Genomic DNA, 20,110 nt, shown 5'->3' with positions numbered 1-20,110 from the left:
GATGGACGACGCAGCCACGACGGCGGAGCAGGACCCGGCAGGTCAGGACCCGGCTGGGCAGGCCGGGGCGGAGCGGGCCGCCGGGGGTTTCACCAGGCGGGCCCTGCTCGGCACCGCCGGCGCCGGGCTGCTGGTCGGCGCCGGCGCGGGCGTCGCCGGGGCGGTCGCCCTGGACCGTTCCGACCGCGCCGCCGGTACGACCGCCGCGGGCGGCGCGCTCGGCGCGGCCCGGGTGCCGTTCCGCGGGGAGCACCAGGCCGGGATCCTCGAACCGCAGCAGGCGAGGGTCCAGCTGGCCGCCTTCGACCTGGCCGGGGACGTCGGCCGGGACGGACTGCGCACCCTGCTGCAGCGCTGGACGAAGGCGGCCGAGCGGCTGACCGCCGGGGAGCCGGCCGAGGAGTTCGACAACCAGGTCGCGCTGGACGCCGGGCCCTGCTCGCTCACCCTCACCGTCGGCTTCGGCGCCGCGCTCTTCGACCGGGCCGGGCTGGCCGACCGCCGCCCGCCCGGGCTCGAACCGCTGCCCGCCTTCCCGGGGGACGCCCTCGACCCCGCCCGCGGCGAGGGCGACCTGTTCGTCCAGATCGGCGCCGACGACGCGCTGGTCGCGGTGCACGCCCTGCGGGTGCTGCAGCGGCTGGCGGCCGGTACGGCGGCGCTGCGCTGGCAGTCGGCCGGCTTCGCCCGCACCCCCGGCGCGGCCGCGCGGCCGGTGACCGGCCGCAACCTGATGGGCCAGGTCGACGGCACCAACAATCCGAAGCCCGGCGAGGACGGCTTCGCCGCCAAGGTGTTCTGCACCGCCGGCGGTGACCGGCCGGCCTGGCAGGCCGGCGGCTCGTACCTGGTGTTCCGGCGGATCCGGATGCTGCTGGACCACTGGGAGGCGCTGCCGGTGGACCGGCAGGAGCGGGTGGTCGGGCGGCGCAAGGCGGACGGCGCCCCGCTCGGCGCGCCCGCCGGGGCCGGCGAGCACACCCCCGTCGACCTGTCCGCCTTGGGCCCGGACGGCGCACTGGCGATCCCCGCCGACGCGCACATCCGGGTCGCCGCCCCCGCGGCCAACGGCGGGGCGGCGATGCTGCGGCGCGGCTTCTCGTACCACGACGGGCTGCTGCCGGACGGTTCGCCGGACGCCGGGCTGCTCTTCCTCGCCTTCCAGGCCGATCCCCGCCAGGGCTTCACCCCGGTGCAGCGCAAGCTCTCCCGGGCCGACGGCCTCTCCCGCTTCCTGCGGCACGAGGCGAGCGGCCTGTACGCGCTGCCCCCGGGCGCACCGGTCGGCGGCTACCTCGGGCAGCAGTTGCTGGAGGGGTGACCCCCGGCCCGTGGACGCGCGGTCCCGGCCCGTAGCACAGGCGGTCCCGATCACTGGAACGCCTTTCTGCCGGGACGGCGGAATCGTTATGGTGACTGCCTCGGCACCATCCCGTTCGTGCCCCGTTCGTGCAGCACCAGAGCCCATGGAGGCGTCATGTCGGCCACCCGCTACACCTACCTCGGCCCGGCCGGCACCTTCACCGAGGCCGCGCTGCACACCCTGCCCGAGGCCGCGACCAGGGAACTGGTGCCGCTGTCCTCGGTGGCGCTGGCGCTGGACGCGGTGCGCGGCGGGGAGGCCGCCGGGGCGTTCGTGCCGATCGAGAACTCGGTGGAGGGCGCGGTCACCGCGACCAACGACGAACTCGCCTCCGGCACACCGCTGATGATCTACCGTGAGGTGCTGCTGCCGATCTCCTTCGCCCTGCTGGTGCGGCCGGGCACCGAACTGGCCGGGATCAAGACGGTGACCAGCCACCCGGTGGCCCAGCCCCAGGTGCGCCGCTGGCTGGCGGCCAACCTGCCGGAGGCGGTCTGGGAGTCCGCCGCGTCCAACGCGGACGGCGCCCGGCTGGTGGCGGAGGGCCGCTACGACGGCGCGTTCGCGGGCGAGTTCGCGGCGCCGATCTACGGGCTGGAGCCGCTGGTCAAGGACATCGCGGACGCGAAGAGCGCGGCCACCCGGTTCGTCCTGGTGGGGCGCCCGGGCCGGGTCTCCTCGCCGACCGGCGCGGACAAGACGTCGATGGTGGTCTGGCTGCCGGACGACCACCCGGGCGCGCTGCTGGAGCTGCTGCAGGAGTTCGCGGTGCGCGGCATCAACCTGATGCGGATCGAGTCCCGGCCGACCGGTGAGGGCCTGGGCAGCTACTGCTTCCTGATCGACTGCGAGGGCCACCTGTCCGAGCGCCGGGTGGGCGAGGCGATGATGGGCCTCAAGCGGATCTGCCCGCAGGTGCGGTTCCTCGGCTCCTATCCGCGCGCCGACCGCCAGGAGTCCGTCCACCGCCGGCCGGGGACCTCGGACGACGATTTCTCCTCGGCGGCGGACTGGCTCTCCCGTGCGCTCGACGGGCGCGGGGACATCTGAGGCGGCCACGAGGAGCTTCCGGGCCCGCCCGCGAGGTTCCGGGGCGGGCCCCACCGAGGCCCGGGAGCACCGCCGAGGCGGAGCCGAGAGCCCTGCCGGTCGACTGAACGCAACTCTTGCCATTCTGGCCTTTTCCGACCTTTTCCGACCGTCTCGGACCGGGCCGATCAGGTAGGGCGGGCGACCCTCCCCGTCGTCCACAGGGCCGCCCACCGCCGGAGGCCGCTGTCCACAGGCCTTCCCACTGTCCACAGCCGGAAGTTATCCACAGGCCTGGGGACGAGTCGACAAACCGGTATAGCCATTGCCCGGAACCGGTCGGACCATCGGTTTGCGTCACAGAGATGATTAATCGGACCAGAGTCACCCGGTTGCCAGCAAATCACCCGTCTGAGTGCTTCAATTCCCTCACCTGAGAAGGTCGAATGAGGTTTGAATCCTCAATTCCCTGGTTCGGGCGGACGGAGGGTGATCCTCCCCTTCAATCCACAGACCCGGCCCCAGCCCTGTGGATAACCCGCTGCCGGCGCGGTCCCCACCGGAGTTATCCACAGGACCGGGCCGGTTATCCCCAGGGAAAAACCGGTACCGGTGGAGGAACTTCCGCCCGGTACGCTTGGGCCTGTGATTGACCTTCGCCTGCTCCGTGAGGACCCTGACCGAGTGCGCGCCTCGCAGCGCGTCCGTGGCGAGGACGTCGACCTGGTCGACGCCCTCCTCTCCGCCGACGAACGGCGCCGGTCCTCGGGCAGCCGCTTCGACGAACTGCGCAACGAGCAGCGGCTGCTCGGCAAGCAGGTCGCCCAGGCCAAGGGCGAGGAGAAGGCCGCCCTGCTCCAGCGCACCAAGGAACTGGCCGCCGCGGTCAAGGCCGCGGACGCCGAACAGGGCGCGGCCAAGGAGGAGGCCGAGCGCCTGGTCCGCTCGCTGGCGAACCTCATCGACCCGGCCGCCCCGGTCGGCGGCGAGGAGGACTTCGTCACCCTCGAGGAGATCGGCACCCCGCGCGACTTCGCCGCCGAGGGCTTCGAGCCGCGCGACCACGTCGAACTCGGCCAGATCCTGGGCGCGATCGACACCGAGCGCGGCGCCAAGGTCGCCGGTGCCCGCTCGTACTACCTGACCGGTGTCGGCGCGCTGCTGGAGCTCGCCCTGGTCAACATGGCGATCGCCCAGGCCACCGCCGCCGGCTTCGTCCCGATGATCACCCCGACCCTGGTCCGCCCGGCCGCCATGGACGGCACCGGGTTCCTCGGCCAGGCCGCCGAGAACGTCTACCACCTCGCCGAGGACGACCGGTACCTGGTCGGCACCAGCGAGGTCCCGCTCGCGGCGTACCACATGGACGAGATCATCGACGCCGAGAAGCTGCCGCTGCGCTACGCCGGCTACTCGTCCTGCTTCCGCCGCGAGGCCGGCACCTACGGCAAGGACACCCGCGGCATCATCCGCGTCCACCAGTTCGAAAAGGTGGAGATGTTCGTCTACACCACGCCCGAGGACGCGGAGAACGAGCACCGCCGCCTCCTCCAGTGGGAGAAGGACTTCCTCAACGCGCTGGAGCTGCCGTACCGGGTCATCGACGTCGCCTCCGGCGACCTCGGCGCCTCCGCCGCCCGCAAGTTCGACATCGAGGCCTGGATCCCCACCCAGGGCAAGTACCGCGAGGTCACCTCGACCTCCAACACCACCGAGTACCAGGCCCGCCGGCTGTCGATCCGGATGCGCGAGGAGGGCAGGACCCGCCCGCTCGCCACTCTGAACGGCACCCTGGTCGCCGTCCCGCGCACCATCGTGGCGATCCTGGAGAACCACCAGCGGGCCGACGGCTCGGTGGCCGTGCCCGAGGCACTGCGGCCGTTCCTCGGCGGGCGGACCGTCCTCGAACCGGTCAAGTAGCCCCCGGCTCCTCCGCACCGCCCCCGTACCACCGCACCACCCGCAACTCCCGGGAGACGACCGGCCCATGAGCACCACCAGCCCCAGCCCCGTCTCCCCGGAGGGCACCCGCGACGGTGGCGGCCTGCCCTACCGGCTGGTCGCCACCGACCTCGACGGCACCCTGCTGACCAGCCGGGGGACCGTCTCCGAGCGCACCCGCGCCGCCCTGGCCACGGCCACCGGCGCGGGCGCGCTGCACATCGTCGTCACCGGCCGCTCGGCCGTCTGGGCCCGCCCGGTGTTCGACGGGATCGGCTACACCGGGATAGCCGTCTGCGGCCAGGGCGCCCAGGTCTACGACGCCGGCGCCCACAAGCTGCTCACCTCCCTCACCCTCGACCGCCGGCTCGCCGCCCTCGCCATCGAGAAGATCGAAGCCGAGACGGGCCCGCTCGCCATCGCCGCCAACCAGGACGGCCTCGACGGCCAGGTGCTGGCCGGCCCCGGCTACGAACTGCGCATCGGCTCCGACCTGCCGGTCGTCCGGGTCGACCGCGGCGGACTGCTCGCCTCCCCGGTCAGCAAGCTCTACATCCAGCACCCCGCGCTGGGCGACGACGCCCTCGCCGAGGCCGCCCGCCGCGCCGCCGGCGACCTGGTCGGCATCGTGATGGCCGGTGCCGGCGTGGTCGAACTGCTCCCGCTCGGCCTGTCCAAGGCCACCGGCCTGGCCGTCGCCGCCCGCCGCCTGGGCCTGCGCGCCGCCGACACCATCGCCTTCGGCGACATGCCCAACGACGTCCCGATGTTCGCCTGGGCCGCCCACGGCGTCGCCATGGCCAACGCCCACGAGGAACTCCTCGCCGTCGCCGACGCCGTCACCGCCGGCAACGACGAGGACGGCGTCGCCGTCGTCCTCGAACGCCTCTACCCGGGCCGCTGACGCCACAGCCGCCCCGCCCCCTCTTCCGACCTGGCCGAGGCCACCCTTCGGCCCGGCCACGCGTCCGTGCGCTGGTCAGCAGGGGTTGTAGGATGACCGGGCAAGCGGTTGTAGGATGACCCACGACCGACGATGACGCGTACCGCGACGGAGGGAGGCCCGGAATGAGCGGCGACGGCAGCAGCCTGCAGGCAGCCGGGCGGCGTTCCCTGGTGGACACCACGATCGACCAGCTGCGCGAGCAGCTGGCCGGTGGGGTGTGGCCCGTGGGCTCGCAGATCCCCACCGAGCACGAGCTCGCCGAGCGGCTGCAGGTCGGCCGGAACACCGTGCGGGAGGCGATCCGGGTGCTGGCGCACGCCGGGATGCTGGTCTCCCGGCAGGGCGAGGGAACCTTCGTCCGCTCCACCAGCGACCCCGCGGCGGTGCTGCGCGGCGTCCAGCGCTCGGGCATCCGGGACGTCCTGGAGGTCCGAGCGGCACTGGAGACCGAGGCCGCCCGGCTGGCCGCGCTGCGGCACACCGCCGAGGACGTCCGGCGGATGCGGGCCGCGCTGGCCCGCGAGGCCGAGGTGTTCGCGGCGCACCCCGAGCGGACGAGCCGCGAAGCCACCGTCGAGCACGACCTGGAGTTCCACACCGCCGTCGTCGACGCCGCGCACAACCCCGCGCTGGCCGAGGTGTACCGCTACTTCGGCGCCTCCGTCCGCGAGGCCATGACCGCCGCCTTCGGCGACCACGACATGCCCGAGGCGGTCGTCGCCACCCACGAGGCACTGGTCGACGCGATCGAGAGCGGTGACCCGGACCGGGCGGAGGCGGCCTGTCGTGCGCTGCTCGCCGGCCCGACCGCGGCCGTCGAGCAGCTGCTCGCGGCCATCGCGGCCCGGAAGTAGGACGGCGCGAGCCTCCTCCTGTCCGCCCCCGCATCCACGCACCTCCCGGAAAGAACAGCACACCCATGGCCGTCACCCGTGCCCAGCAGCCGGTTGTCACCACGTCCGCCCCGCTCCCCGTCCGCGCCCGACTGGCCCATCCGCTCCTGCTGCTGACCGGCATCGTGCTGGTCGCGCTGAACATGCGGGCCTGCCTGGCCGCGATCTCCCCGATGGTCGGCGAGATCCAGCGGACCTTCGGCCTCTCCACCACCGCGAGCGGGCTGATCACCACCGTGCCGGTGCTGTTCCAGGGCGTCGGCGCCCCGCTCACCCCCCGGCTGACCCGCCGGTTCGGCGCCGAGCGGGTGGTGCTGGGCGCGGTGCTGGTGCTGGGCGCGGGCGTGCTGCTGCGGGTGCTGCCCTCGGTGTTCGCGCTGTACGCGGGCTGCGTGGTGATCGGCGTGGCCATCGCGGTGCTGAACGTGTCGATGCCGGGCCTGGTCAAGCGGGAGTTCCCGGACCGGGCGGCGACCATGACCGGCGTCTACTCGACCACCATGCTGGTCGGCGCGACCCTCGCCGCCGGCACCTCCGTCCCGCTGGAGCACGCGCTCGGCGGCGGCTGGCGGGCCTCGCTCGGCGCGTGGTCGCTGCTCGCGCTGGTCGCGGCGGTGGCCTGGCTGCCGCAGGTGCTGCGCTCCCGGCAGGAGCGGGGCTCGGCGGCCGTGGCGGCCGTGCCGGGCACGCCGATCGCGGGGGTCTGGAAGTCCCCGCTGGCCTGGCAGATCAGCCTCTTCATGGGCGTCTCGTCGCTGCTGGTGTACACCCTGGTGGCGTGGATGCCGACGATCCTCGCGGACCACGGCATGGACCGCGGCCAGGCCGGCCTGGTCTTCGCCTTCTCCAACCTGGTGCAGGTCGCCGGTGCCTTCCTGGTGCCGCTGATGGCCGGCCGGATGACCAGCCAGCGCGCCCTGGCGGTGACCATGGCCGCCCTGAACGGCTTCGGCATCGCCCTGCTGCTGGTGGCCCCGGTCTCGGCCGCGTGGGTGTCCGCGACCATCCTGGGCGTGGCCCAGGGCGGTTCCCTCGGCCTCGGCCTGGCGTTCATCGTGCTGCGCACCCGCAGTGCGGCCGGCGCCGCCCAGCTGGGCGGGATGTCGCAGGCGGTCGGCTACCTGGTCGCCGCGGCCGGCCCGGTCGGAGCGGGTGCGCTGCACCAGCTCACCGGCGGCTGGGAGGCCACCCTGGTGCTGATGCTGGTGCTGGTCGTCGTGGTCGGCGCGGCCGGCTGGGGCGCGGGCCGCAACCGCACGCTCTGAACCACGCCGCGAGCCGTGCTCAGGACCGCGCCCGCTCCGGAGCCTTCCGGACGGTTCACTCCTCGCCGGCCAGCGTCAGCCCGGCCAGCTTCACCGAGGCGAGCACCGTCGCCCCGACGGTGACCACCAGCAGCAGCGGCACGGCCGCCGCGAGCGAGACGTCGGCGCCGATCGCGGTGTCCCCGGCGACCGCCTCGGCCACCGCCCGGCCCCACTGCTGGATGCTCAGCGTCCGGGCGCCCTCGACGAAGTTGCCGACCGCCGACTCCCAGATCAGCGCGTACCCCAGCCCGGCCACGACCGCGTGCCGGGTGACGACGCCGAGCAGCAGGAACAGCGCGCTGTACGCGGCCCCGGCGACCAGCACCGCCACGGTGTAGCCGAGCGCCACGCCGTCCCGGGTGCCGTACAGCAGCAGCCCGGCGAGCAGCGTCGGGACGACCGAGAACAGCCAGGTGACGCCGATCGCGACGGTCAGCTTGGTGGTGATGATCCGCCACCGCGGCAGCGGCTTGGCGAGCAGGTAGACGATCGAGCCGTCGTCGATCTCGGTGGCGATGACCCCGGTGCCGACCACCAGGCCGAGGACCGGCACCAGGGTGCCGAGGCCGAGCTGGCCGAGGATCCTGACGGTCAGGCCGTGCGCGTCGGCGCTCGACCCGCTCGCGATGGCGGAGACGAGCAGCAGCAGGGCGGGGACCACCAGCAGCACGAGGCCGCGGCGGCGGCCCAGCAGCCCGCGCAGGGTCAGCCTGGCGACGGTGGGGTTCATGGTCGGTCGGCCCCTTCCTGGGCAACAACGGTCACGGCGGGGGCGGCGGGCGTGCGGGAGACGGCCGGCGGGGCGGGCGCAGTGGCGGCGGCGGGCGCGGCGGCACTCACGCGGAGACCAGGTACGAGAAGACGCTCTCCAGCGACTCGTCGGCCGGGGAGACGGTGTACAGCCGGATGCCGGCCTCCCGGGCGACCCTGGGCAGCAGGGTGGTGAAGCCCTGGAAGTCGACCGCCTCGATCCGCAGCGCGCGCTCCCGCCCGTCCACCTCGATGCCCGTGGTGGAGCCGTCGGCGATCAGCGCGGCGGCGAGCCGGCGGTCGTCGCTGGAGCGGACCAGGTAGCGGTGCGGGCGGTCGGTCATCAGCCGGCGGATCCTGCGGAAGTCGCCCGAGGCCGCGTGCCGGCCGGCCACCACGACCTCGATGTGGCGGGCCAGTTGCTCGACCTCCTCCAGGATGTGGGAGGAGAACAGCACGGTGCGGCCGTCCGCGCCGAACCGGCGCAGCAGCTCCATCAGCTGGAGCCGCTGGCGCGGGTCCATGCCGTTGAAGGGCTCGTCCAGCAACAGCACGGCCGGGTCGTGGACCAGCGCGGAAGCCATCTTGACCCGCTGCTTCATGCCCTTGGAGTACGTCCCGGTGCGGCGGTCCTTGGCGTACGCCATCTCCACCAGGTCCAGGGCGCGGCGGGCGGCGGCACCGGGCTGGGGCAGGCCGTGCAGTTCGGCGTTGGCGACGACGAACTCCCAACCGGTCAGGTAGTCGTACATCGACTCCCGCTCGGGGACCAGGCCGATCTGCCGGTACACCCGCTGGTTGCGCCAGATCGGCACGCCGTCCAGCGTGACCGAACCGCCGGAGGGGGCGAGGAAGCCGCTCATCAGGTGGATGAGGGTGGACTTGCCCGCGCCGTTCGGCCCGAGCAGGCCGGTGATACCGGGCCCGACGGCCATGGTGACGTCGTTGACCGCGACCACGTTCCCGAACCAGCGGGAGACCTTGTCGATGCTGATGGTGGCCATGCCGCCCTCTCTCAAACCTTCTTGTAGCGGCTCAGCAGCAGCCGGTACGACCCGACCACCATGGCCACCGCGACGAGCGCGAAGACCGCCACGCCGAGGCCGCCCGGAGCGTGCCGGCGGTCGAGTCCGGCGCCGAGGCCGAACACCTCGTCGACCAGGGACTCCACCAGGTCGATGGGCGAGATCAGTGCCGTCCACTGCGCGCCGTCCGAGCCGGTCGTGCCCGGGTTGCTGATGCCGACCGCGACGGTGGCCACCGCGGAGCTGACCGCCAGGTAGCCCATGATCGCGGCGACCCCGAAGCCCCGGCGCGGGGTGGCGGCCGCGATCACCAGGGCCACCGAGGTGGGCACCAGGGCGTACAGGACGGCCGCCGCGAGGCCGTGGAGGAACTCCCCGGTGTTGTGCGAGAAGTCCATCCCGCCGAGCAGGGCGCCGACGTACAGCACCAGCAACGGCGCTGTCATCAGCAGCAGTTGGGCGCAGACCATGGCGGCGAACTTGGCCCGCACGTAGTCGCTGCGGGTGATCGGGCGGGAGAAGTAGAGCGGCACGGTCTGGTACCGCAGGTCCCGGGAGAGGAGCACCGGCGCCTGGGAGGCGAGGAAGACGGAGACCACCAGGCTGAGGTCGGCGAGATAGGCCGGGGGCTCGACCGGCAGCTCGTCGCGCTTCAGGGCGACCGCGATCGCCACGAAGATCATCGCGGGCACGGAGACCACGCCCAGCACCAGCATCGGCAGCACCTTGGACTTGCCGGAGCGGCCGAGGCCGTACGCGGCGCGCAGGCTCTGGGTGAAGAGCGAGCGGGTGGCGTGGCCGCGGCCGAGCCGGGGGCCGGCGTAGCCGCGGTAGCCGATGTCGTGGATGACGCCGGTGTCGGCGGGCCTGCTCTCAGGAGGCAGCGACATCGTCCGTCCCTCCCCTGCTGTCCTGGGCGTACGGACCCTCCGCCGGGCCCGAGGTGCCGTGGTCGTGGGCGGCGCGGCCGTCGCGGCCGTCCTGGGCGTCGCGGTCGTCGGTGAAGAGTTCGGCGACCCGGTGCCGGCGCTGCTCCAACCGCACCAGCCCGAGGCCAAGTTCGGCGACGGTGTCGCGGATGGCGTCGTACGTCGACTCGTCGGCCAGCCGCACCAGCAGCAGGTGCGAGTTCTCCGCCTGCACCGAGAGGCCGGCGGCCGCGAGCCGTTCGCGGACGACCGCGGCGGGCTCGGCAGCGGCGGGCTCCGCAGCGGTGGCCCGGGCGGCGCGGTCCTGCGCGGGGAGCCCGGGCAGGTCGGTGACCTCGACCGCGAGGACGGCCGTCGCCCCGGTGAAGGAGGCGGTGGAGGAGGAGCGCAGCAGCTTCCCACCGTCGATGACGACCAAGTGGTCGCAGGTGCGCTCCAGTTCGCCGAGCAGGTGGGTGGTGACCAGCACCGAGATGCCGAAGTCGGTGTGGACCCGGCGGATCAGCCCCAGCATCTCGTCCCGGCCCGCCGGGTCGAGCCCGTTGGTCGGCTCGTCCAGCAGCACCAGCTTCGGATCGTGCACCAGCGCCTGGGCGAGCTTGACCCGCTGCTTCATGCCGGTCGAGTACCCGCCCATCGGCCGGTACCGCTCCTCGTAGAGGCCGACGTGCCGCAGCGTGTCCGCGGTGCGCTCGCGGGCGGCGGTGGCGGGCAGGCCCGCCATCCGCGCCATGTGCACCACGAACTCCGTGGCGGAGACGTCCGGCGGCAGGCAGTCGTGCTCGGGCATGTAGCCGACCTGCTCGCGGATCTCGGAGCCCCGGGTGGCGACGTCCAGGCCGAGGACCTCGCCCCGGCCGGAGGTCGCCGGGGCGAGTCCGAGCAGGATCTTGATCAGGGTGGACTTGCCGGCACCATTGGCCCCGACCAGCCCGACCACCCCCGGCTGCACCTCGACGGTGAGCCGGTCGAGGGCGGTGACCCGGGGGAACCTCTTGGTGAGGCCGTCGGTCGCGATGACTGCTGTGGACACGCCTTCAACGTAACGGCGTTCCCCGGCAAGGGACATGAGCTGGAATGACGAGGCCGACTGCTGCTGCGGGATGACGTCCGGACTCTTCCCCCCCTAGGGGTCGACGGGCCTCGGCACCGCCCGCACCCCCAGGTGGCGGCGCCGAGCAGCCCGAGTCCCGGTGAGCCGCCCGGCGCCGCACGCCCCGCGGGTCAGCTGTGCGCGCGCTCCCACAGCTCGGTGACCTTGCCGGAGGCGTCGATCGCCACCTTGTAGTCACCGGACGAGCACGGGTACGAGCCCTTCTCGTTGTGCGGCGTGGCGATGCACTCGTTGACGTGCTTCACCAGGTCGGCCAGGTTGACGTCCTTCGGCGGCGCGAGCACCGAGCTGAGGTGGCCCTTGGCGGTCGGCGCGAAGGCCGCGGTCTTGTCGGCGCCCACCGGATCGAAGCCGACGTCGTCGACCCCGCAGACGTCCTTGGTGTCCTTGTACACCAGGGTGGTCGTGGTGGTGCCCTTCCCCGGGTAGATCCACTTCTGCCCGGCGGGCAGCGGCCCGTGGGTGCAGAAGCCCTCCTCGGACTGCCCGGAGGGGGTCGACGCTCCGGTCGGCGCGGGCTTGCCGGTGCCGGCCGGGGATCCGGTGGGCGCGGCGGGAGCCGAGGTCGGGGCGGCGGTCGGGGCGGCCGTCGCGGGATTGTTGGACCCGCTCCCCGCCCCCTGGTCCGACGAGTCGTCCGGGCCGCAGGCCGTGAGGCCGAACGCGGCGGAGGCGACCAGAGCAGCGGCGAGCAGTGTCCTGGAAACAGGCATGACGAAGGAACCCCCGTTGTAACGCATGATCAGATTGGCGGTGCGGCGGACAGACTAGCGCCTGCCACCGACGCCTCCCCGAGCACGGTCCCGCCGGCACACCGCGCGCACCGGCGCACGGCTCGCACCGGCCGGCCTGCACGCACCGGCGTGCCCGCCGGAAACGGCAGCGGGTGCCACCCCACAAGGGGCGGCACCCGCGGGTCGGGGAGGGTCAGGGACGGGCGGCGGTCCGGGTGGCGGCCACGAAGGGCAGCCGGAACGGGCTCGACGCCGCGGTCCCGCCCTCGGCCGCGGACGGCGCCGGAGCGGCCTGCACCTTCGCGGACGGCGCGCCGGCGGCCGGAGCAGCAGGAGCGGCAGGAGCGGCAGAGGCGGAGAACGGCTTCGCGCCGCTGCTCGTGGTGTAGAACCCGAACAGGTCCACCACGATGTCGGTGCTGCCGACGTGGTTGAAGAAGTCGACGTAACCGTTGGCCCCCACCGTGGCGTTGACCATGTTGGGGATGGTCTGGCCCGCGGTGAAGTTCAGGTTGGAGGCGTCCGACAGCCCGGCACCGGTCGGGCCGGAGTCCACCGGCCCGCCGTCGGGGTACACGGTGATGAAGCTGTCCTCGGTCGGGTTGGTCGCCGTCACGTTGAGCAGCAGCGAGCCGATCCCCCAGTCCCGCGGCTGCAGGCCCCAGCCGACCATGGAGGTGCCGCCGGCGATCGGCGAGCCGGTGTCCCGGCTGTCGTACAGCCGCTCCGGCGCGACGGTCACCAGCACACCGTCGGTGGTCTGGCCGCTCGTGTCCGGGACGAAGTAGCCGGAGGCGTCGACCACGATGTCGACCGGCGCGAAAGCCGAGCTGAAGATGTCCACCGAACAGCCGCTGCCCAGGCGGGCGACGGCCGTGTTGGCGATCGTCTGCCCCGCCGTGAAGTTGAGGCTGGAGGCGTCCGGCCGCGACTGCCCGTGCGGGTAGACCGTCAGGAAGCCCGCGTCCTGCGGGTCGGTGACGGTGACGTTGAGCGCCGCGGCCGTGGCCGCGGCCGGGAGCCCGGCCGTGGTGCACAGGTCCACGGTGACCGTGCCGCGGGCCGGCACGTGGGCGGGGCGGGTGTCCAGGGCGCGCCGGGGGCTGAGGCCGGTGTAGACGGAGCCGGTGGTGTCCGGGACGTAGTAGCCGACGACGTCGGCGACCAGGTCCAGGTTGCCGTCCGAGCCGTTGAGCATGCTGACCGCGCCGCCCGCGCCCAGCTGGACCGTCACCGCGTTGGGGATGGTCTGGCCCTTGGCGTGGTTCAGGCTGGAGGCGGTCGGCACGGGCTGCCCGGTCGGGTAGACGGTGACGAACCCGGCGTCCTTCGCCTCCGTCGCGGTGACGTTCATGACGACGGCGACGGCATCGGCCGGGACACCCGCGACGCCGGCGACCTTCAGCGACCCGGCGCTGCGGGCCGCCAGCGTGCCACCGCTGCGGGTGTCGAGCACGCGCTGCGGCGCCGTCGGGACGAAGGTGCCCGCGATGCCCACCGAGACGTCCAGCGGCTTGGCCAGCGGAGTCCCGACCGCGCCGAAGCTGTGCACGCCGTCGGCGTCCGTCACGGCGATCTCCAGCGCGTACAGGCCGGCCTGGCACCCCGTCGGCAGCGGGCCGTTGGCGCCGTCGGTGGTGGACGCGGCGGCGAACGGCAGGTTCAGCGAGACCGTCGTCGACAAGGTGCCGTCCGCAAGCGTGGTGGACGCCGTCGGTGCGCACCCCGGAACGGCCGGCCCGTGCGCCGTCACCGTGACCTTGGAGATCGCGACCGAGTCGGACACCGGGAACGACACCGGCACCCCGCCCCCGTTCGGCGGCACCTGGCGCTGGAACGACACGTCCCCGATCGAGATGCCGCCGGCCGACTGCTGCGACGGCGCGGAAGCCGACCCGGCGTCAGCCGAAGCGGCGGGCGCCGCCAAGCCGGCCGCCGCCAACCCCGTCACCGCCGTCAGGGCCACCGCGGTGGCACGCCGCAGCCGGCGGTTCCTGGATATGTCTCTGGTCATGCCTTGCCGTCCTTCATGGGGGGGACTTCGACACCATCGGGTGGGGCATGGCGGAGCCCGACGCTCCAGAGACCACCCCCGCGGAAATGCGCCCAGATCCTAGCGGCCGCCGCCGACACCCCCGTGACCGGGCGGAATGGGCAGCCCGGGGCCGGGAAGACGGGCGCCATGGGAGACATTCTCGTCGGCGCGTGTTCATGGACGGACCAGGAGCTGCTGTCCAGCGGCTGGTACCCGGAAGGCCACCGCAGCGCGGAGGACAGACTGCGGTACTACACCACGGAGTTCCCGGTGGTCGAGGTGGACGCCACCTACTACTCGATGCCCAGTACGCGTAACAGCACGCTCTGGGTGGAGCGTTCGCCGACCGGCTTCCGGTTCGACGTGAAGGCGTTCTCGCTGCTGACCGGGCATCCGACCCGGCCCGGCGCACTGCCCGCCGATCTGCGGCCGGCTCCCGGCCGGCGGCCCGGTCGAGCGGCGGCGGACCCGGAGCTGCTGGACGAGGTGTGGCGCCGTTTCAGCGGGGCCCTCGAACCGCTGCGCCGGTCGGACCGCCTGGGGACGCTCCTCTTCCAGTTCCCCCCGTGGCTGGCCCCGGGCGCGTCGGCCACGTCGGTGCTCCGCCAGTGCCGGGAGCGCACCGAGGGCTGGCCGGTGGCCGTGGAGTTCCGGCACCCCGACTGGTGGCAGCCGGGCCGTCTCGCCTCCACCCGCGGCCTGTTGGCGGAGCTGGACCTGGCCGCCGTGGCCGTGGACACGGCGCAGTCGCTCCCCACCTCCATCCCGCCGGTCACTCCGGTCACCTCCGCCCGGCTCGCGGTGGTCCGCTTCCACGGCCGCAACCGCGCCTGGGGGACGGGGTCGAAGGAGGAGCGGTTCCGCCACCGCTACACCCCCGAAGAGCTCTCGTCCTGGACGCCGGCCGTCCACGCCATGGCCGACCGGGCCCGCGAGGTCCACGTCCTGTTCAACAACTGCTGCGGCGACGCGGCCGTCCGCGCCGCCGCGACGATGAGCCGGCTGCTCGGCACCCCGACCCGCAACCCCCGTCCGGTCGGCGGGCTCTCACCCACCGCCAGGCCCGCGTAGGTCCGGTGCCGTCGGAAGCAGCGGCCGTCCCGGGCCCGCTCCGCTCAGACCGCGATCAGCCGGACCCGGGTGCCGCAGAGCTTCGTAAGGTCGCTGCCATGCGACTGAGCACCGTGATCCTCCCCATTCACCGGTGAGCGAGGGGCAGAAGACCTGGCGGCGGGCCGAGGAGCTCGGGTTCCATGCCGCGGACACCTACGACCCCCTGTCCTGGCGGTCGTTCCGGGACGAGCCGTGGTTCGGGGCGGTCCCGACCCTGACGGCGGCGGCGTGCGCCACCGACCGGATCCGGCTCGGGACGCTCGCCCCCTCGGTCAAGCCTCGTTCACCCGTCCCCCTGGGCGGGCGAGCCTCTTCGACGTCCGGGGCCGGCTCCGCCCGGCGGCGCGGGCGGAGCGGGGCCGCCGTTCAGGAGGAGAGGCGCTTCAGTGCCGCGGTGGCGACGCCTTCGACGGAGGCGGGCTCGCCGGGGACCTCGACGATGGCGACCTTGGTGCCGCTGCGCAGGACCGCGACCCCGCCGGCGGCGCCGCCGTCGCCGTTGTAGGCCGGGTACCAGCGGGCGGTGCCGCCGGTGACGGTCAGGGTGTGGGCCGCGCCGTAGTGCCAGTGGCCGGCGGGCTCGTCCTGGCAGACCTCGACGAGCGCGACGAGCTGCTTCTCCCAGGTGGCGGCCGTGGTCCCGGTGGGGGCGCTCGCGGCCGACTCCCTCAGCATGCCGGGGGTCTCGAAGGTCCAGGTCACGGACGCGTAGCCGGTGGCCTGACCCTTGGTCAGGTCGCGCATCGTCTCCTCGCCGGAGCAGGCGGACAGCCCCTCGCGTCCGGTCAGCGAGATGGTCGCGCCGGCCGGGTTCATGCCCTTCTGGAAGTCCTCGCTCTGGACGAGGCGGGCGGAGCCGAGTCCGGGCGCGGCGACCGCGGTCGAGCGGGCGGCGACCGCGTCGCGCTGCGCGGCCCCGTCGGCGGCGGCCGACTGGGTGCCGACGACGCCGGCCGTGATCAGTGCGGCGGCGAAGCAGGCCGCGGCGGCGAGCCGGTTGCGGCGAACGGACTTCTGGACGGTCTGGTTCTCGGTCATCTGGTCCCCCTGCTGGTCGGGACGCCTGCTGCGTCCTCGTACAACCGGGGAGATGCCGCCTCCGGAGGGAAAGTCGGAGTCCCTGACCGGCTGTTTCACAGCTGTGACAGAGCGGTCCTGACGACGCGGTCCATCGCGGCCGTCCCCAGGCAGGCCTCCACCTCCAGCACTCCGTAGTGGTTGCCGCTGCGCAGCACGGCGATGCCGCCGCAGGGCTCCCTGCCCTCGGGCGCAGTGCCGGTGGTGTTGAGCGATCCCTGGTAGGTGCCCATCCATCGCGCGGTGACGTCCGGGCCGAGCTGCAGCGTCGTGGTCTTTCCGTAGACCCAGTGCCCTGGTGTCGCCTCCTGGCAGGGCACCTCCTCCAGCAGCAGGCGTTCGCTGTAGTTCTGCGCCAGGGAAGGGCTCTGGGCCTCGGCGGCGACCTCGCGGGCGACCTGGCCGCCGCTCTCGCCGGCCACGGTGGGGTCGTCCGGGCTGGTGCGGCCGGTCATGAGTCCGCGGAAGTGGGCACCGCGCCCGCCCAGGGTCTGAGTGAGGGTCTTCTCGCCGGTGCAGGCCGCGTTGGCGTAGTTCCCGTCGCCGTACCGGTCGGTGACGTGGATCCGCTCGACGCCGACGTCCGGGCTGAACGCCGCGGGCTCCAGAAGGTTCGCGGTCGTCACCGGCCCGGTCGCACCGGTCGCACCGGTCGGCGAGGCGGAGCCGGAGGCCGAGGACCCGGGCGTCGGGACGGACCCGCCGGGCGTCGCGGGAGCGGACGCGCCCTGGGACGCCCCGCCGACCGCGGCATCCGGCCGTGCTGTCGGGTGCGCGGTGGCGCCGGGGGGCGCCGGCAGGACGAACCGGCCGGCCACCAGCCCGAGCGCGGAGGCTGCCACCAGGGCGGCGACGGCGGACCGGGGCCGGACGACGACGCGGCCGCCGCCCGCCGCAGGACGGTCGTTCACAGACCGGTGGCCAGGCGCTCGCGCATGAAGCTGCGGGCCTTGTGGATGCGGTCCTTGACCGTGCTCAACGGGGCGTCCAGCACCTCGGCCACCTGGATGTAGGTCAGGTCGCCGAGGTCGCGCAGCACGAAGGCCTCCACCAGGGCGGGGTGCCGCTGCTCCAGCGCGGCCAGCGCCTCCATCACGTCGAGCCGGGTCCCGGCGATGACGCTGGTGGTGCGCGGGTCGACGGACTCGGGGAGGTCGGCGTGGCTGTCCTCGGCGCGCCGGCGCATCGAGCGGTACGTGGACCGGGCGGCGTTCGAGGCGATCACCGTCACCCAGCCCAGGAAGGAGCCGCGGCCGCCGTACTCCCCCAGGTGCTTGCTGATGGACAGCAGCGCGTCCTGTGCGGCCTCCTCCGCGTCGGCGTGGTGGGGCAGGAAGCGCGAGCAGCGGCGCAGCACCACCGGCCGCAACTTGGCCAGCAGGTACTCCATCGACCCGGGGTCTCCCGCCTGAGCGGCCGCCACGAACCGTTCCAGCTCGCCGTCCTCGAACATCCGGATCCCCCCGTTTCGTCCCGCCCGCATCCAGCCCGCCGAACGGGAGTTCCGCACTCCCCGCGACTCCGGCAGAATGCTGCCACATGCGCAAGCTCGGCCGTTACCTCCTCCTGGAGCGGCTCGGAGCCGGCTCCTTCGCGACGGTCTGGAAGGCCTATGACCCGGAGCTCGACACCGAGGTCGCGGTGAAGGTGCTGGCCGAGAACTGGGCCGCCAACGCCGATGTGCGCGAGCGGTTCCTGGCGGAGGCGAGGCTGCTGCGCCGGATCGCCAGCCCGCGGGTGGTCCGGGTGCACGACGTCGGGGTGCAGGAGGACCGGCCCTACTTCGTCATGGACTACGTGCGCGGCGGCACCCTGGCGGACCGGGTCGGGCGGTGCGACCCGCAGGAGGCGCTGCGGCTGGCCGCTGAGGCGGGCTACGCGGTCCAGGTCCTGCACGAGGAGGGCGTGGTGCACCGCGACGTCAAGCCGTCCAACCTGCTGCTCGCCGCCGGCCCCGCGCCCGCCGCGGTGCTGGTGGCGGATCTGGGCAGCGCGAAGCAGCTGGCCGACGCGTCCGGGCTGACGGTGACCACGGGCACGCCCGCGTACATGGCGCCGGAACAGGCCTTCCAGAGCGGCGGGTTCGACGGGAGGGCCGACGTGTACGCGCTGGCCGTCGTGGCCTACGAGCTGCTGACCGGGCAGAAGCCGTTCGGCCCGGGCGGACGCGCCACAGCCCTGATGACGGGCCAGCCGGCCGCCTCGACGCTGCCGGCGCTCCCGGCCGGAACGGAGCTCCCGCCGAACGTCGCCCTGCTGCTGCGGGCCGCGATGTCCGTCGAGCCGGCGGACCGACCGCCGTCCGCCCGGGCCTTCGCGGACGCGCTGCTGGCCCCGGTCCCGCAGTCCCGGCCGCTGGATGGCCCGGGGTGGCTGACCCGGCGCGCGGTCTGTCTGGTGTCGGGCACGGTGTTCACGGCGACGACCCTGTTGAGCTGGCTGTGGCGCTGAATCCGACAGGGGGCCGGTCCGCGCCGGCGGTCGTGTCCTGATCGGCGCCGGCCGCTGACGGCTACCGTAGGGTCGGCGGTATGCGACTGAGCACGGTGATCCTCCCCATCCACCGGTGGAGCGAGGGGCAGAAGACCTGGCGGCGGGCCGAGGAGCTCGGCTTCCACGCCGCGTACACCTACGACCACCTGTCCTGGCGGAGCTTCCGCGACGAGCCGTGGTTCGGGGCGATCCCGACCCTGACGGCGGCGGCGTGCGCCACCGACCGGATCCGGCTCGGGACGCTGGTGACCTCGCCGAACTTCCGCCACCCGGTGACGCTGGCGAAGGAGTTGATCACGCTGGACGACGTGTCCGGCGGCCGGCTGACGCTGGGGATCGGCGCCGGCGGGACGGGCTTCGACGCGACGGCGCTGGGGCAGCAGGCGTGGTCGCCGAAGGAGCGGGCGGACCGGTTCGGCGAGTTCCTGCCGCTGCTGGACGAGCTGCTGCGCACCGACGCCACCACCCGGGAGGGCAGGTACTACTCGGCGGTCGAGGCGCGGAACGCCCCCGGCTGCGTGCAGACGCCGAGGGTGCCGTTCTACGTGGCGGCGGCCGGCCCGCGCGGGATGGGGCTGGCTGCGGAGTACGGGCAGGGCTGGGTGACGTACGGGGATCCGAAGGGGCCGGCGGACGTGCCGGTCGAGGAGGCGCCCGGGGTGATCGCGCAGCAGATCGCAAAGCTGACGGCGGCCTGCGAGGCCAGGGGCCGGGACGTCGCGACGCTGGAGAAGATGCTGCTCCAGGGCTCGACGGCGGAGAAGCCGCTCCAGTCGCTGGACGCCTTCGTCGACTGGGCCGGGACCTACCGGGAGCTGGGCGTCACCGAGCTCGTGATCCACTGGCCCGTCCCGGACTCGATCTTCGAGAACGACCTCGCCGTCTTCGAGCGCATCGCCACCGAGGGCCTCGCGCAGTTGGGTTGATCGTGCAGGGGCCTCCGGCGGGCGCCGGGGAACGACGGCGCCGGCCTCCGAGGGTGTCTCGGAGACCGGCGCCGGGGGTGCCGTCCATCGGTGGGGACCGGTGGGAGGGGCGTCCTACGAGCCCCAACCTTGCCGTCCGCCCCGACCGGGACCACGACCAGGTTCGGCGTCGTCTGACCGGCCACCCAGTTCAGGTTGGACGACGTCGGCTGAGCGCTCCCCGACGGCCACACCGTCAGATGACCGTCCCCCGCGGGCTCGGTCACCGTGACGTTCAGGACCACGGCCTTCACGCCCTGCGGCACACCGCCACGGCCCGCCACCTGCAGCGACACCGTCTCGTTCGCCGAAACCTTGTCGTCGCCCGGCCGGCCGACGCCCGCACGCGAGTCGAGCAGCCGCGACGGGTCCACCGTCGAGAAGGTCGACCCCGCC

At 73.7% G+C, this 20,110-nt stretch carries 18 protein-coding genes and 1 pseudogene; 10 read left to right on the top strand and 9 right to left on the bottom strand.

Annotated elements, in window-relative coordinates:
• Position 1 precedes the first annotated feature (1 nt).
• From efeB to IF30_RS0132575, 6 genes are all read left to right on the top strand, one after another.
• A complete protein-coding gene (gene efeB / locus IF30_RS0132600) occupies positions 2–1,321 on the top strand; it encodes an iron uptake transporter deferrochelatase/peroxidase subunit (protein WP_030245208.1) in 1,320 nt (439 codons plus the stop codon).
• Positions 1,322–1,477: 156 nt separating this feature from the next.
• Positions 1,478–2,413: a prephenate dehydratase gene (gene pheA, locus IF30_RS0132595; RefSeq protein ID WP_030245204.1), complete on the top strand. Its 936-nt coding sequence runs from the start codon at positions 1,478–1,480 to the stop codon at positions 2,411–2,413.
• 624 nt (positions 2,414–3,037) lie between these two features.
• The gene (gene serS / locus IF30_RS0132590) at positions 3,038–4,312 is read left to right on the top strand and encodes a serine--tRNA ligase (RefSeq protein ID WP_078891881.1); all 1,275 of its coding nucleotides are present in this window, start codon (positions 3,038–3,040) and stop codon (positions 4,310–4,312) included.
• A gap of 67 nt (positions 4,313–4,379) precedes the next feature.
• Positions 4,380–5,237, top strand: coding sequence for an HAD family hydrolase (locus tag IF30_RS0132585; RefSeq protein ID WP_051711704.1), 858 nt, complete (start codon positions 4,380–4,382; stop codon positions 5,235–5,237).
• A gap of 164 nt (positions 5,238–5,401) precedes the next feature.
• Positions 5,402–6,133, top strand: coding sequence for a FadR/GntR family transcriptional regulator (locus tag IF30_RS0132580; protein WP_030245198.1), 732 nt, complete (start codon positions 5,402–5,404; stop codon positions 6,131–6,133).
• Positions 6,134–6,198: 65 nt separating this feature from the next.
• The gene (locus tag IF30_RS0132575; RefSeq protein ID WP_030245196.1) at positions 6,199–7,437 is read left to right on the top strand and encodes a CynX/NimT family MFS transporter; all 1,239 of its coding nucleotides are present in this window, start codon (positions 6,199–6,201) and stop codon (positions 7,435–7,437) included.
• A gap of 55 nt (positions 7,438–7,492) precedes the next feature.
• Here the strand turns inward: IF30_RS0132575 and IF30_RS0132570 are convergent, their stop codons facing one another.
• The 6 genes from IF30_RS0132570 to IF30_RS0132545 all read right to left on the bottom strand — a co-directional run bounded on the left by IF30_RS0132570 (position 7,493) and on the right by IF30_RS0132545 (position 14,045).
• A complete protein-coding gene (locus tag IF30_RS0132570; RefSeq protein WP_030245194.1) occupies positions 7,493–8,209 on the bottom strand; it encodes an ABC transporter permease in 717 nt (238 codons plus the stop codon).
• A 106-nt stretch (positions 8,210–8,315) separates the two neighbouring features.
• Positions 8,316–9,233 (bottom strand): ABC transporter ATP-binding protein, encoded by a 918-nt coding sequence (locus IF30_RS0132565; protein WP_030245192.1) that lies wholly within the window; start codon positions 9,231–9,233, stop codon positions 8,316–8,318.
• A gap of 11 nt (positions 9,234–9,244) precedes the next feature.
• Positions 9,245–10,144 (bottom strand): ABC transporter permease, encoded by a 900-nt coding sequence (locus tag IF30_RS0132560; RefSeq protein ID WP_030245191.1) that lies wholly within the window; start codon positions 10,142–10,144, stop codon positions 9,245–9,247.
• Positions 10,128–11,216: an ABC transporter ATP-binding protein gene (locus IF30_RS0132555; RefSeq protein WP_420791176.1), complete on the bottom strand. Its 1,089-nt coding sequence runs from the start codon at positions 11,214–11,216 to the stop codon at positions 10,128–10,130. Before IF30_RS0132555 ends, IF30_RS0132560 begins: the two co-directional genes overlap by 17 nt.
• A 191-nt stretch (positions 11,217–11,407) precedes the next feature.
• Complete coding sequence (locus tag IF30_RS0132550) at positions 11,408–12,010, bottom strand: hypothetical protein (RefSeq protein ID WP_030245186.1); 603 nt, start codon at positions 12,008–12,010, stop codon at positions 11,408–11,410.
• A gap of 214 nt (positions 12,011–12,224) precedes the next feature.
• Complete coding sequence (locus tag IF30_RS0132545) at positions 12,225–14,045, bottom strand: hypothetical protein (RefSeq protein ID WP_158835649.1); 1,821 nt, start codon at positions 14,043–14,045, stop codon at positions 12,225–12,227.
• 168 nt (positions 14,046–14,213) lie between these two features.
• Between IF30_RS0132545 and IF30_RS0132540 the strand changes: the two genes are divergently transcribed.
• Together IF30_RS0132540 and IF30_RS45835 are read left to right on the top strand one after the other, a co-directional pair.
• On the top strand, positions 14,214–15,137 hold the full coding sequence (locus IF30_RS0132540) for a DUF72 domain-containing protein (RefSeq protein WP_051711702.1): 924 nt from the start codon (positions 14,214–14,216) through the stop codon (positions 15,135–15,137).
• 98 nt (positions 15,138–15,235) lie between these two features.
• Positions 15,236–15,510 (top strand): annotated as a pseudogene (locus tag IF30_RS45835) (LLM class flavin-dependent oxidoreductase); the annotation flags it as partial.
• A gap of 35 nt (positions 15,511–15,545) precedes the next feature.
• Here IF30_RS45835 and IF30_RS0132535 read toward each other — a convergent pair.
• The 3 genes from IF30_RS0132535 to IF30_RS0132525 form a co-directional block, all read right to left on the bottom strand.
• Positions 15,546–16,217, bottom strand: a complete 672-nt coding sequence (locus IF30_RS0132535) for a hypothetical protein (RefSeq protein ID WP_030245181.1) — start codon at positions 16,215–16,217, stop codon at positions 15,546–15,548.
• Positions 16,218–16,312: 95 nt separating this feature from the next.
• Positions 16,313–17,167, bottom strand: a complete 855-nt coding sequence (locus IF30_RS0132530) for a hypothetical protein (protein ID WP_030245180.1) — start codon at positions 17,165–17,167, stop codon at positions 16,313–16,315.
• A complete protein-coding gene (locus tag IF30_RS0132525) occupies positions 17,164–17,709 on the bottom strand; it encodes an RNA polymerase sigma factor (RefSeq protein ID WP_030245178.1) in 546 nt (181 codons plus the stop codon). The genes IF30_RS0132530 and IF30_RS0132525 overlap by 4 nt, the downstream gene beginning before the upstream one ends.
• Positions 17,710–17,795: 86 nt before the next feature.
• On the opposite strand from IF30_RS0132525, the gene IF30_RS42330 reads away from it, so the two are divergent.
• Together IF30_RS42330 and IF30_RS0132515 are read left to right on the top strand one after the other, a co-directional pair.
• Entirely contained in the window at positions 17,796–18,707 is a 912-nt protein-coding gene (locus IF30_RS42330; protein WP_051711701.1) for a serine/threonine-protein kinase, read from the top strand.
• Positions 18,708–18,787: 80 nt separating this feature from the next.
• Positions 18,788–19,675, top strand: coding sequence for an LLM class flavin-dependent oxidoreductase (locus tag IF30_RS0132515; protein ID WP_030245175.1), 888 nt, complete (start codon positions 18,788–18,790; stop codon positions 19,673–19,675).
• Positions 19,676–20,110: the final 435 nt, after the last annotated feature.

Origin of the sequence: Streptomyces sp. NRRL S-350, from assembly GCF_000719705.1 — a bacterium.
In the GTDB taxonomy this organism is placed as follows: domain Bacteria; phylum Actinomycetota; class Actinomycetes; order Streptomycetales; family Streptomycetaceae; genus Kitasatospora.
The sequence above is the reverse complement of the archived record's forward strand: the minus strand, read 5'-3'. Positions and strand labels throughout refer to the sequence as shown.

Bases quoted from the DNA above. Each gene is read 5' to 3' on its own strand.
- IF30_RS0132580 (WP_030245198.1), top strand. From the start codon at position 5,402: ATGAGCGGCGACGGCAGCAGCCTGCAGGCAGCCGGGCGGCGTTCCCTG.
- IF30_RS42330 (WP_051711701.1), top strand. From the start codon at position 17,796: ATGCGCAAGCTCGGCCGTTACCTCCTCCTGGAGCGGCTCGGAGCCGGC.
- IF30_RS0132570 (WP_030245194.1), bottom strand. From the start codon at position 8,209: ATGAACCCCACCGTCGCCAGGCTGACCCTGCGCGGGCTGCTGGGCCGC.
- IF30_RS0132565 (WP_030245192.1), bottom strand. From the start codon at position 9,233: ATGGCCACCATCAGCATCGACAAGGTCTCCCGCTGGTTCGGGAACGTG.
- IF30_RS0132560 (WP_030245191.1), bottom strand. From the start codon at position 10,144: ATGTCGCTGCCTCCTGAGAGCAGGCCCGCCGACACCGGCGTCATCCAC.
- efeB (WP_030245208.1), top strand. From the start codon at position 2: ATGGACGACGCAGCCACGACGGCGGAGCAGGACCCGGCAGGTCAGGAC.
- IF30_RS0132535 (WP_030245181.1), bottom strand. From the start codon at position 16,217: ATGACCGAGAACCAGACCGTCCAGAAGTCCGTTCGCCGCAACCGGCTC.
- pheA (WP_030245204.1), top strand. From the start codon at position 1,478: ATGTCGGCCACCCGCTACACCTACCTCGGCCCGGCCGGCACCTTCACC.
- IF30_RS0132525 (WP_030245178.1), bottom strand. From the start codon at position 17,709: ATGTTCGAGGACGGCGAGCTGGAACGGTTCGTGGCGGCCGCTCAGGCG.
- IF30_RS0132540 (WP_051711702.1), top strand. From the start codon at position 14,214: ATGGGAGACATTCTCGTCGGCGCGTGTTCATGGACGGACCAGGAGCTG.
- IF30_RS0132550 (WP_030245186.1), bottom strand. From the start codon at position 12,010: ATGCCTGTTTCCAGGACACTGCTCGCCGCTGCTCTGGTCGCCTCCGCC.
- IF30_RS0132545 (WP_158835649.1), bottom strand. From the start codon at position 14,045: ATGACCAGAGACATATCCAGGAACCGCCGGCTGCGGCGTGCCACCGCG.
- IF30_RS0132575 (WP_030245196.1), top strand. From the start codon at position 6,199: ATGGCCGTCACCCGTGCCCAGCAGCCGGTTGTCACCACGTCCGCCCCG.
- IF30_RS0132515 (WP_030245175.1), top strand. From the start codon at position 18,788: ATGCGACTGAGCACGGTGATCCTCCCCATCCACCGGTGGAGCGAGGGG.
- IF30_RS0132585 (WP_051711704.1), top strand. From the start codon at position 4,380: ATGAGCACCACCAGCCCCAGCCCCGTCTCCCCGGAGGGCACCCGCGAC.